This window comes from Pseudolysinimonas sp., from assembly GCF_057350545.1.
In genome coordinates, this window is the sequence record NZ_JBMRCP010000064.1 from 23,418 (window position 1) to 34,426 (window position 11,009).

The 11,009-nt window shown below is 70.2% G+C and carries 12 protein-coding genes; all 12 read left to right on the forward strand.

Annotated elements, in window-relative coordinates:
• Positions 1-85 precede the first annotated feature (85 nt).
• The 12 genes from ACO1X9_RS09080 to dapF all read left to right on the forward strand — a co-directional run bounded on the left by ACO1X9_RS09080 (position 86) and on the right by dapF (position 10,978).
• Complete coding sequence (locus tag ACO1X9_RS09080; RefSeq protein WP_486350503.1) at positions 86-2,734, forward strand: DNA translocase FtsK; 2,649 nt, start codon at positions 86-88, stop codon at positions 2,732-2,734.
• A 4-nt stretch (positions 2,735-2,738) separates the two neighbouring features.
• A complete protein-coding gene (gene pgsA / locus ACO1X9_RS09085) occupies positions 2,739-3,395 on the forward strand; it encodes a CDP-diacylglycerol--glycerol-3-phosphate 3-phosphatidyltransferase (RefSeq protein WP_486350504.1) in 657 nt (218 codons plus the stop codon).
• 12 nt (positions 3,396-3,407) lie between these two features.
• Positions 3,408-3,878 carry a CinA family protein gene (locus ACO1X9_RS09090; RefSeq protein ID WP_486350505.1) on the forward strand — a complete coding sequence of 157 codons (471 nt, stop codon included), beginning with the start codon at positions 3,408-3,410 and terminating at the stop codon, positions 3,876-3,878.
• A gap of 146 nt (positions 3,879-4,024) precedes the next feature.
• On the forward strand, positions 4,025-4,357 hold the full coding sequence (locus ACO1X9_RS09095) for a helix-turn-helix domain-containing protein (RefSeq protein ID WP_486350506.1): 333 nt from the start codon (positions 4,025-4,027) through the stop codon (positions 4,355-4,357).
• Entirely contained in the window at positions 4,314-4,580 is a 267-nt protein-coding gene (locus ACO1X9_RS09100) for a DUF3046 domain-containing protein (protein WP_486350507.1), read from the forward strand. Before ACO1X9_RS09095 ends, ACO1X9_RS09100 begins: the two co-directional genes overlap by 44 nt.
• A gap of 271 nt (positions 4,581-4,851) precedes the next feature.
• The gene (gene recA, locus ACO1X9_RS09105) at positions 4,852-5,931 is read left to right on the forward strand and encodes a recombinase RecA (RefSeq protein ID WP_486350508.1); all 1,080 of its coding nucleotides are present in this window, start codon (positions 4,852-4,854) and stop codon (positions 5,929-5,931) included.
• Positions 5,932-5,959: 28 nt separating this feature from the next.
• Complete coding sequence (locus ACO1X9_RS09110) at positions 5,960-6,610, forward strand: regulatory protein RecX (protein WP_486350509.1); 651 nt, start codon at positions 5,960-5,962, stop codon at positions 6,608-6,610.
• A 27-nt stretch (positions 6,611-6,637) separates the two neighbouring features.
• Positions 6,638-7,045: a hypothetical protein gene (locus ACO1X9_RS09115; RefSeq protein ID WP_486350510.1), complete on the forward strand. Its 408-nt coding sequence runs from the start codon at positions 6,638-6,640 to the stop codon at positions 7,043-7,045.
• 118 nt (positions 7,046-7,163) lie between these two features.
• Positions 7,164-7,586: a hypothetical protein gene (locus ACO1X9_RS09120; RefSeq protein ID WP_486350511.1), complete on the forward strand. Its 423-nt coding sequence runs from the start codon at positions 7,164-7,166 to the stop codon at positions 7,584-7,586.
• Between the two features lie 66 nt (positions 7,587-7,652).
• Complete coding sequence (gene miaB, locus ACO1X9_RS09125) at positions 7,653-9,170, forward strand: tRNA (N6-isopentenyl adenosine(37)-C2)-methylthiotransferase MiaB (RefSeq protein ID WP_486350512.1); 1,518 nt, start codon at positions 7,653-7,655, stop codon at positions 9,168-9,170.
• A complete protein-coding gene (gene miaA / locus ACO1X9_RS09130) occupies positions 9,167-10,090 on the forward strand; it encodes a tRNA (adenosine(37)-N6)-dimethylallyltransferase MiaA (protein ID WP_486350515.1) in 924 nt (307 codons plus the stop codon). The genes miaB and miaA overlap by 4 nt, the downstream gene beginning before the upstream one ends.
• A gap of 9 nt (positions 10,091-10,099) precedes the next feature.
• Entirely contained in the window at positions 10,100-10,978 is an 879-nt protein-coding gene (gene dapF / locus ACO1X9_RS09135) for a diaminopimelate epimerase (RefSeq protein ID WP_486350513.1), read from the forward strand.
• The last annotated feature ends 31 nt before the right edge of the window (positions 10,979-11,009 follow it).

The following is an 11,009-nucleotide window of genomic DNA, read 5'->3' on the forward strand; positions in this document are numbered from 1 at the left end:
CGTTATTTGGGTCATTTAAGGGGAGCGCGACCGGTCGCGGGTGTCGCTGCCGGGAACCGTCTCCGCCCGCGGGTACCGTGACCGCATGGCCACGGGAACCCGGTCGTCGACCTCGCGTGCGCGCCCCACATCGCGCGCGCGTTCGACGAGCGCGGGCGCGACCAAGCGTTACCCGAAGGGCAAGAGCCCCGAGCGCGTCGAGGAGCCCGGGGTCTTCACGAGCCTCTGGATGTCGCTCGCGCACGCCGTCGGCGGTGCCGCGCGGCTCTTCGGCAAGGAGGCCCTCGCGCCTGAGGAGCGCCGCGACGGCGTGCCGTTCCTGCTCGTCGTCCTGGCTGTCGGGGGAGCGGTAGTCGAGTGGTTCAACCCGACTCACGAGGTCGCCATCGCCCTCGACGCCTATACCTTCGGCGGACTCTTGGGCCGCGTCGCCTTCGCGCTCCCCGTCATCATGCTCCTCTTCGCGCTCTGGCTGTTCCGGCATCCCTCGAGCGTCCATGACAACGGACGACTCGGTGTCGGCCTCGTGCTGCTGCTGACGACCGTGAGTGCGCTCTGCCATCTCTTCGGCGGCCAGCCGCAGCCCGGCGACGGCGCCGTCGCGCTCGCCCACGGCGGCGGCATCCTCGGCTGGATCGTGACCTGGCCGTTCCTCGCCATCGGTGCCGCCTGGCTCGCCGTGTTCCTCGCTGCGGCGCTCGGCGTACTCTCGCTCTTCATCCTCACCAAGACGCCGCCGAACCGCATCGGGCACCGCCTCGGCGAGGCCTACAGCTACCTGTTCGGCGCCGAGCTGCCGCAGCGCGCGCCCCGCGCTCCCGCCGAGGAGCCCGAGATCGGCACCTCGTTCAGCGACCTCGGCCTCGAGCCCGACCCGACCGACACGACGTCCCGGCCGTGGTGGATGCGGTCGAAGAAGGGTGCCGACGAGCCCGCGTACGACACGTCGCTCGAGCGCGAACAGGTCACCGACATCATCGTCGGGCCCGACGAGCCGAACCCGTTCGACCTCCTCGCCGAGCTCGACAAGGCCGAGGATGCCGTGCGGCGGTTCTCGACGGGTGAGGTCGCCGGCGGTCGCGGGCTCCGCGACGACGCGGGACTCGACTCGGTCCCCGCGGAACTGCCCGACCCCGAGAACCTGCCGCCGGCCCCGGTCGGACGGCACTCGCCACCGCCGCGCCGTCCCTACAAGCTGCCCGCCGCCTCCGTGCTCGTCCCGGGCGATCCGCCGCAGAAGAAGACGCCCGTGAACGACGAGGCGATCGCCTCGATCACGAGCGTGCTGAGTCAGTTCCAGGTCGATGCCCGCGTCACGGGCTTCACCCGCGGACCCTCGGTCACCCGCTACGAGATCGCGCTCGGCCACGGGGTCAAGGTCGAGCGGGTCACCGCCCTCGCCAAGAACCTCGCCTACGCGGTCGCCTCCAACGAGGTGCAGATCCTGTCGCCGATCCCCGGCAAGAGCGCGATCGGCATCGAGATCCCGAACCGCGACCGCGAGACGGTGTCTCTCGGCGATGTGCTGCGCTCCAGTGCCGCCGCACGGCAGCAGCATCCGATGACGATCGGCCTCGGCAAAGACGTCGAGGGCGGCTTCGTCGTCGCGAACCTCGCGAAGATGCCGCACCTGCTCGTCGCCGGCTCGACCGGATCGGGCAAATCGTCGTTCATCAACTCGATGATCACGAGCATCCTCATGCGGGCCCGCCCGGCCGAGGTGCGGATGGTGCTCGTCGACCCGAAGCGCGTCGAGCTCACCGCCTATCAGGGCGTGCCGCACCTCATCACCCCCATCATCACGAACCCCAAGAAGGCCGCCGAGGCGCTCCAGTGGGTCGTGAAGGAGATGGACATGCGGTACGACGACCTCGCATCGTTCGGCTACTCGCACGTCGACGACTTCAACCGCGCCATCGCGACCAACGAGATCAAGCTGCCGGAGAACTCGCAGCGCGTGCTCCAGCCGTACCCCTACCTGCTCGTCGTGGTCGACGAGCTCGCCGACCTCATGATGGTGGCGCCGAGGGATGTCGAAGACTCCATCGTGCGCATCACGCAACTCGCGCGCGCGGCCGGCATCCACCTCGTCCTCGCGACGCAGCGTCCGTCGGTCGACGTGGTCACGGGACTCATCAAGGCCAACGTGCCGTCGCGGCTCGCCTTCGCGGTGTCGTCGATGACCGACAGTCGCGTCATCCTCGACCAGCCGGGCGCCGAGAAGCTCATCGGGCAGGGCGACGGGCTGTTCCTGCCGATGGGTGCCTCGAAGGCCGTGCGCGTGCAGGGCGCCTGGGTGACGAAGGAAGAGGTCGCCGCGGTGGTCGCGCACGTCACCGCGCAGGCCCGTCCGGAGTACCGCGAGGATGTCGAAGCCGTCGTCGAGAAGCGCGAGGTCGATGCTGACATCGGCGACGACCTCGAGCTGCTCCTCCAGGCCACCGAGCTCGTCGTGACGACGCAGTTCGGCTCGACCTCGATGCTGCAACGCAAGCTGCGGGTCGGGTTCGCGAAGGCCGGGCGGCTCATGGACCTGCTCGAGTCCCGCGACATCGTCGGACCCTCCGAGGGCTCGAAGGCGCGCGACGTGCTCGTGACCGCCGAGCAGCTTCCCGAGGTGCTCGCCCGCCTGCGCGGTGCCCCGGCACCGGCGGCCGGGGCCTCCGGGTCGGAGTATCCTGATGCCGAGGGCGGCTCGGACGGGGGCGCCTGGAGTCTGGCCGGGCGGGGGTAGAGGCATGACGCTCGACGGTCCCCCCGCGCCGAGGGTCAACCCGATGCGCGGCCGCGTCGTCCGTGACGGCGAAGGCGTCGCGAGCGCCGGCAACGTCGCCAACATCGTGACGGTCGCCCGCATCCTGCTCGCCCCCGCGTTCGTCGTGCTCCTGCTGCTCGACGGCAGCGCCGACGGCGTGCTGCGCTATGTCGCCGCCGGGCTGTTCATCCTCGCCTCGGCGACCGACGGCATCGACGGGTACCTCGCGCGTCATCGCAACCTCGTCACCGACGCCGGCAAGCTGCTCGATCCGATCGCCGACAAGGTGCTCATCGGCGGCGCGCTCGTGTCGCTCTCGGTGCTCGGCGAGCTCGACTGGTGGGTGACCATCGTGATCCTCGTGCGCGAGGTCGGCATCACCGTGCTGCGCCTGGTCGCCCTGCGCGACCACGTCATCCCCGCATCGCTCCTCGGCAAGATCAAGACCTGGGTACAGATCATCGCCATCTCGTTCGCGCTCGTGCCGCTCTGGGTGTTCTTCGGCGACGGGATGCACACGGTCAACTTCGTGCTCATGATGCTCGCCGTCGCGATCACGGTCGTGAGCGGCGCCGAGTACCTGTGGCAGGCCTGGAAGGGCCGCCCGTCCGCCCGCACACCCTCCTCGGTCGTCGAGTAGGCGCGCAGCGCCGTGTCGAGACGCGCGCTCGAGCTCGTCGCCGCCCTGCGTGAGCGCGGGCTCACGGTCGCGGTCGCCGAGTCGCTCACGGGCGGGCTGCTCGCGTCGGAGGTCGTCGCGATCCCGGGTGCGTCGACCGTGTTCGTGGGCGGGATCGTGGCCTACGCCACGCGATTGAAAGCCGAGTTGCTGGGCGTCGATCGCGACCTCCTCGCACGCGAGGGCGCCATCCACCCCCTCGTCGCCGAGCAGATGGCGGCGGGCGTGCGCGCGGCGACCGGCGCGGACATCGGCCTCGCCACGACGGGTGCAGCGGGGCCGGACCCGCAGGACGGCCACGCCCCGGGGGAGGTGTGGATCGGGCTCGCGACCGCGCGCGGAGTGACCTCGGCGCGGCTCGCCCTCGCGGGAGACCGCGCCGCGATCCGGAGTGCGAGCGTCGAGGCGGCTCTCGCCCTCGCACTGGGGGTCGCCCGGGAATAGCCCCTGTGTCGATCCTGTTACAGATCGTGTCAACTCAGGATTCCCCGAGGTGACGCGAATTAGAGTTCAGGTAGGGCCCGGGGTAGTGTTGCCACCCCAGACCGGAGACCGTGAGGTCTCCGAATAAGAAGGAGAAGGAGGACACCATGGTTCTGGTCCGTCAGGAGATCGGCGATGTCCTCCGCGATTTCCGCCTTCAGAAGGCGATGACGCTCCGTCAGGTCGCGTCGCGCGCGTCCGTGGCCCTCGGGTACCTCAGCGAGGTCGAGCGCGGTCAGAAGGAGGCGTCGAGCGAGATCCTCGCCTCGGTCGCCGACGCCCTCGACACCCCGATCTCCGTCATCATGCGTGAGGTGGGCGACCGTCTCGCGGTCATCGAGGGTGTCACCTTCGACGCCACGACCGCGTACGACCGCGTGCCCGACACGCTGCCGGATGAGCTCGTCGCCGAGTTCGACGCCGACCTCGCGGTTCGCTGACCTGAAGATCTCGGAGTTCTCCCGAGCCGTCGACGACGAGTTCGGCGCCTTCGGACGCGTGCTGCTCCGCGACACCGTGATCGTCGAACTCGGCAACCGCACGCCCGAGCAGGCTCTCGCGGCCGGCGTCCCGGCGCGTGACGTGTGGATCGCGCTGTGCGACGTGCAAGAGGTGCCGCGCGATCGTCGCCACGGCGCGGGGCGTCCCGACCCCGCGCGCTGACCAGCGCACGCGACGGCGTGTCGCGTTCGAACATCCGTTCGGATGCGCGTAGTGTCCTCCACAGAGTCGTTCGAAGACGAGTCGTTCCGCTTTCCGCCCGTCGGTCCCGACCGATGTCGGTCCTCGGGCGTAGCGTCGCACTCGTCGGACACCGACAGCCTTTGTCACGAGAGCACCGGCCTTGCTTCACCGGCCGGCGCAGGGATGGCAGCCGATGGGCGCACCGCATCGGGGGCATCGACCGCCCCTGCCGAACGAAGGAAGACAGCACATGCCCAGTCCCGCAGACCGCGAGAAGGCCCTCGAGACCGCTCTCGCCCAGATCGACCGCCAGTTCGGCAAGGGCACGGTGATGCGGCTCGGATCCGACGAGCGCGCCCCGGTCGCCGTCATCCCGACCGGTTCCATCGCCCTCGACGTCGCGCTCGGCATCGGCGGGCTCCCGCGTGGCCGCATCGTCGAGATCTACGGTCCGGAGTCGTCGGGAAAGACGACCCTCACGCTGCACGCGATCGCCAATGCGCAGCGCGGCGGAGGCATCGCGGCATTCATCGACGCGGAGCACGCGCTCGACCCCGAGTACGCCAAGAAGCTCGGCGTCGACATCGACGCGCTGCTCGTGTCGCAGCCCGACACGGGGGAGCAGGCGCTCGAGATCGCCGACATGCTCGTGCGTTCCGGTTCGATCGACCTCATCGTCATCGACTCCGTCGCGGCGCTCGTTCCTCGTGCCGAGATCGAGGGCGAGATGGGCGACAGCCACGTCGGCCTCCAGGCGCGGCTCATGTCGCAGGCGCTCCGCAAGCTCACGGGTGGTCTCTCCTCGACGCAGACGACGATGATCTTCATCAACCAGCTCCGCGAGAAGATCGGCGTGTTCTTCGGCAGCCCGGAGACCACCGCGGGTGGCAAGGCGCTCAAGTTCTACGCGTCGGTGCGACTCGACATCCGCCGCATCGAGACCCTGAAGGACGGCACCGAGGCGGTCGGCAACCGTACGCGCGTGAAGGTCGTCAAGAACAAGATGGCGCCGCCCTTCAAGCAGGCCGAGTTCGACATCCTGTACGGCGTCGGCATCTCGCGCGAGGGCAGCCTCATCGACTACGGCGTCGAGCACGAGATCGTCCGCAAGTCGGGCGCCTGGTACACCTACGAGGGCGACCAGCTCGGCCAGGGCAAGGAGAACTCGCGCAACTTCCTGCTCGAGAACCCCGACATCGCGAACGAGATCGAGAAGAAGATCCTCACGAAGCTCGGTGTCGGCGCGGCGGCGAAGGCCGAGGCGTCCAACGTCGCCCCGATCCTGGCGCCGGTGGCCGAGGTGCCCGAACTCAAGGCGGCGGGCGAGTAGTCCGGCCAGGAAAGAAAGGCCCCCCCCCATGGAACGGCTCGACGGTGTGCTCGCGCGCGTGACCTACCTGCCGGGAGTGATCCCGCAGGAGGTCGCGCCGGCACAGGACAGCGCCGCGGAAGCCTCCCTCCGCGACCGTCTCACGTCGAGCCGTTCCGCCCCCCTCGCCGATACGGCAGACGACGAGCACCTTCCCCCGATCGGTGCGGCACGCCACGTCTCGATCACCGCACTGGCACGGCGTGGGCTCTCCCGTCGCGAGCTCGAACGGCACCTCCGCGATCGCGGCTTCGACGACACCGACATCGAGGCGGATGTCGCGCGACTCGAACGCGACGGCTATCTCGACGACGTCGCCCTCGCCCAGAACCTCGTCGGCACGCTCCAGGAGCGCAAGGGGCTCGGGCGCTCGGCGATTGCGGCAGAGCTCACGCGCCGCCTTCTCTCGCCTGCCGCGATCGAGTACGCGCTCGAACTCATCGACACCTCCGACGAGCTCTCGCGCGCTCGTGACCTGGCCGTCAAGCGGGCGCCGCAGCTCCGGCATCTCGACCGCGACACGGCCGCGCGGCGGCTGAGCGCCTACCTCGCGCGACGTGGGTACGGCGGCAGCACGATCCGTGCAGCCGTCGACCAGGCGTTGCCACAGAGTCCCCGGCGCGGCGTAGCTTTTTCCTAGGTGCTGTACCCCGATAGGGTGACGGTCATGACACTTCGTCGCTCTCTCAGCATCGGGTCCGTGACCCTGCTCCTCGTCGCCGTCCTGACGGCGTGCTTCCCCTCCCTGCCCACCCCCGGTGGGAACCCCGGCGGCGACACCGGCGGAGACGACGCCACCACGCTCACGGGCACCTGGAACGGCGAAGACTCCGACGGTGACGTCTGGGAGATCGACTTCCAGTCCGACGGAACGCTCGGGGTCTCGTTCAACGGCGACTTCTCCGACGTCGCGGAAGACACCTGGACGCAGGACGGCACCGCGATCGAGATGACCGTCACCGGCTTCGAGAACGGCGACGTCACCTTCACCGGCACCTACGACGGCGGCAGCTCGCTTCCGCTCAACGGCAGCTACGCCGGCCGCCCGTTCACGCTCACCCTCACCGAGGGCTGATCGAGCAGTCCGACATCCGGGGCCGGCGAGTGAGCGCCGGCCCTTCGTCGTTTCCGGAAGCCCTGTGCGGCGCTGACGGAGATCCCTCACGACACTCCGCATCGCTAAGGTGCGGTGCATGACTCCTCGCCGCTCCCTCAGCCTCGGCTCCGCTGCGCTCCTCGTCGTCGCTCTTCTGACGGCGTGTTTCCCCGTCCTCCCCGGCGGCGGCAGCCCCGGGGGCGGAGACCCGGGCATCGGCACCGGGGGCGGCACCTCGACCGACCTGGCCGGCACCACCTGGAGCGGCACCGACTCCGACGGCGACAGTTGGGAGCTCGAGTTCCAGCCCGACGGCACGGTTGCCGTCGCCTTCAACGACGGCAACCGCTTCGACGATGCGAGCGACACGTGGAGGCTCTCCGGCACGACCCTTGACATCCATCTGGTCTTCGTCGAGAGCGACTACGACTTCACCGGGACGTATGACGGGGGAGACTCGATCCCGCTCGACGGAACATGGGCGGGCGGCGGCTTCACGCTGACGATCACACGAGGGTGAGGCCTCGATGCCCGTTCCGTCGAGGCCGCGCGGTCGTGGCCGCGACCGTTCCGTAGACTCTCCCGCATGTCCCTGCTCGCCGACGGCGCTCCTGCGCGCGCCCGCACCTACGAGGTGCGCACGTTCGGCTGCCAGATGAACGTGCACGACTCGGAACGGCTCTCCGGAAGCCTCGAGGCCGCCGGCTATGTGCGCTCCGAAAGCGGCCAGGCGGACGTCGTCGTCATCAACACGTGCGCCGTGCGCGAGAACGCCGACAACAAGCTCTACGGCACGCTCGGTCACCTTGCGAGCACGAAGCGCGAGCACGAGGGGATGCAGATCGCCGTCGGCGGCTGTCTCGCTCAGAAGGACAAGTCGGTCATCCTCGACAAGGTGCCGTGGGTGGACGTCGTGTTCGGCACCCACAACATGGGCTCTCTCCCGACGCTCCTCGAGCGCGCGCGCCACAACGAGACGGCGCAGGTCGAGATCCTCGAGGCGCTCGAGGTGTTCCCGTCGACGCTTCCGACGCGGCGTGATTCGACGCACAGCGGCTGGGTGTCGATCTCGGTCGGCTGCAACAACACCTGCACGTTCTGCATCGTCCCGTCGCTGCGTGGCAAAGAGAAAGATCGTCGCCCCGGCGACATCCTCTCCGAGATCCAGATGCTCGTCGACGACGGCGTCATCGAGGTCACGCTGCTCGGCCAGAACGTCAACTCCTATGGCGTCGAATTCGGCGACCGGTTCGCATTCGGCAAGCTCCTCCGCGCCGCCGGCGAGATCGACGGACTCGAGCGCGTGCGCTTCACGAGCCCGCACCCCGCCGCGTTCACCGACGACGTCATCGACGCGATGGCCGAGACGCCCAACGTCATGCCGCAGCTGCACATGCCGCTGCAGTCCGGCTCCGATCGCATCCTCAAGGCCATGCGCCGTTCCTACCGGTCGGAGAAGTTCCTCGGCATTCTCGATCGTGTGCGCGCGCGGATGCCGCAGGCGGCGATCTCGACCGACATCATCGTCGGGTTCCCGGGCGAGACCGAGGAGGACTTCGCCGAGACGCTGCGGGTCGTCGAGCAGGCCCGCTTCGCGAGCGCGTTCACGTTCCAGTACTCGATCCGGCCCGGCACCCCCGCCGCCACGCTGCCCGACCAGTTGCCCAAGGAGGTCGTGCAGGAGCGCTACGAGCGCCTCATCGAACTCCAGGAGCGCATCTCCGCGGAAGAGAACGACGCGCTGCTCGGACGCACCGTCGAGGTGCTCGTCGCGACCGGCGAGGGGCGTCGCGACATGGCACGCGGCCGCATGTCGGGGCGCGCCGAAGACAACCGTCTCGTGCACTTCGACGTGCCCGAGGGCAGCGAGGTGCCGCGGCCCGGCGACGTCGTGAGCGTCGTCGTCACCCGCACCGCGCCGCACTATCTCATCGCGGCGCCGACGGGCGAGACGCTGACCGTGCGCCGCACCCGCTCGGGCGACGCCTGGGACCGTGCCGAGGCCGAGTCGTGCGCCGTGCCGACCGCGCCCACCGATTCCGCGGGCCGTGTGAGCCTCGGCCTGCCGACGGTCGGCCTGCCCGGGCTGGGCACCGGCGCCTGACGCCCGTGCTCGTCGCCGTCGTCGGACCGACCGGCACCGGCAAGTCGGCGCTCTCGCTCGACCTGGCCGAGGGGCTCGCCGCCGCGGGTCGCCCGGCTGAGATCGTCAACGCCGACGCGATGCAGCTCTACCGCGGCATGGACATCGGCACGGCGAAGCTGCCGCTCGACGAGCGTCGCGGCATCCCGCACCACCTGCTCGACGTGCTCGAGCCGAGCGAAGAGGCCAGCGTCGCGCGCTACCAGGTGGAGGCGCGCGCCGTGATCGACGAGGTCCTGGGTCGTGGCGCGGTGCCGATTCTCGTCGGAGGCTCGGGGCTGTACGTCTCGAGCGTGCTCTACGACTTCCGTTTCCCCGGCACCGACGCCGACGTACGTGCGCGCCTCGAGGCCGAGCTCGAGAAGGACGGGCCCGGGATGCTGCATCGCCGCCTGCGGGACGTCGACCCCGTCGCGGCGGACGCGATCGGTGCCGCCAACGGTCGTCGGCTCGTGAGAGCCCTCGAGGTCGTCGAGCTCACGGGGGAGCCGTTCGGCGCGGGCCTCGGGGCCGAGGAGCGTCCGTGGCGACCGAGCACGACCATCGGCCTCCGTGCCGACCGTGCCGCCCTCGTGGCGCGTCTCGACGCACGAGTCGCGGGGATGTGGCGCAACGGGCTCGTGAGCGAGGTCGCGGATCTCCTGCCGGGAGGCCTCGGGGTCACGGCCGGTCGCGCGATCGGGTACGCGCAGGCCGCGGCGCAGCTCGCGGGCGAGCTCACCGAGGGTGAGGCCATCGAGCAGGCGGCGCTGCTCACCCGCAAGTACGCGCGACGGCAGGTGAGCTGGTTCGGACGCTTCCGCGACACGGTGTGGCTCGACGCCGACGACCCCGCCCGTGTCGGCACGGCACTGGCGGCGGCGATCTCCGCGCCCGGATAACCTCGAACCGTGGCGACGACGATCGACTTCACCAAGGGGCACGGCACGGGCAACGACTTCGTGCTGTTCGCCGACCCCGACGGCCGCGTCACCCTCGATGCCGAGCACCTCGCGAGCCTCGCCGATCGGCGCTTCGGCGTCGGCGGCGACGGCGTCATCCGCGCGGTGCGCTCCGCGAATCTCCCCGAGGGCGCCGACGCCCTCGGCGAAGACCCGGCCGCCGAGTGGTTCATGGACTATCACAACGCCGACGGCAGCCCCGCGGAGATGTGCGGCAACGGCATCCGCGTCTACGGTGCCTACCTCGTCGAGCAAGGCCTCCTCGACCTCGACGTCGGCGCGACCGTCGCGATCGGCACGCGCGGCGGCGTGCGGCAGCTCACTCGCACCGCCGACGGCTTCGAGGTCGACCTCGGCCCGTTCGTGCTCGCGGGAGAGGCGACCGTGAATGCCGTGGGGCTCGACGTCGCCCGTCCGGGACTCGCCGTCGGGGTCGGCAACCCGCACGTCGTCGTCGCCCTCGCCGACACCGCCGAACTCGATGCCCTCGAACTCGCCGCGGCGCCGACGGTCACCCCCGCGCCGCCGGACGGCGTCAACGTCGAGTTCGTCGTGCCGGGCGACCCGCTCGTGCGCGACGGCGTCGGCCACATCCGGATGCGCGTGCACGAGCGCGGGTCGGGTGAGACGCTGTCATGCGGCACCGGCGCTGCGGCCGCAGCTCTCGCCACCCGGCACTGGGCGGGCGAACGCGCGCCGGACGCGTGGAGTGTCGACGTGCCCGGTGGCACCGTCGGCGTCCGGGTGATGCCCACAGCGAACGGCGACCACGTGCTGCTGAGCGGACCGGCCGAACTGGTATTCTCGGGAACTATGAAGCTTCTCTAGAGATCAGTCCACGGTCTCGTCGACCGCGTCG

Coding starts and splice junctions, on each gene's coding strand:
- ACO1X9_RS09080 (WP_486350503.1), top strand. CDS start 86: ATGGCCACGGGAACCCGGTCGTCGACCTCGCGTGCGCGCCCCACATCG.
- pgsA (WP_486350504.1), top strand. CDS start 2,739: ATGACGCTCGACGGTCCCCCCGCGCCGAGGGTCAACCCGATGCGCGGC.
- ACO1X9_RS09095 (WP_486350506.1), top strand. CDS start 4,025: ATGGTTCTGGTCCGTCAGGAGATCGGCGATGTCCTCCGCGATTTCCGC.
- ACO1X9_RS09100 (WP_486350507.1), top strand. CDS start 4,314: ATGAGCTCGTCGCCGAGTTCGACGCCGACCTCGCGGTTCGCTGACCTG.
- recA (WP_486350508.1), top strand. CDS start 4,852: ATGCCCAGTCCCGCAGACCGCGAGAAGGCCCTCGAGACCGCTCTCGCC.
- ACO1X9_RS09110 (WP_486350509.1), top strand. CDS start 5,960: ATGGAACGGCTCGACGGTGTGCTCGCGCGCGTGACCTACCTGCCGGGA.
- ACO1X9_RS09115 (WP_486350510.1), top strand. CDS start 6,638: ATGACACTTCGTCGCTCTCTCAGCATCGGGTCCGTGACCCTGCTCCTC.
- ACO1X9_RS09120 (WP_486350511.1), top strand. CDS start 7,164: ATGACTCCTCGCCGCTCCCTCAGCCTCGGCTCCGCTGCGCTCCTCGTC.
- miaB (WP_486350512.1), top strand. CDS start 7,653: ATGTCCCTGCTCGCCGACGGCGCTCCTGCGCGCGCCCGCACCTACGAG.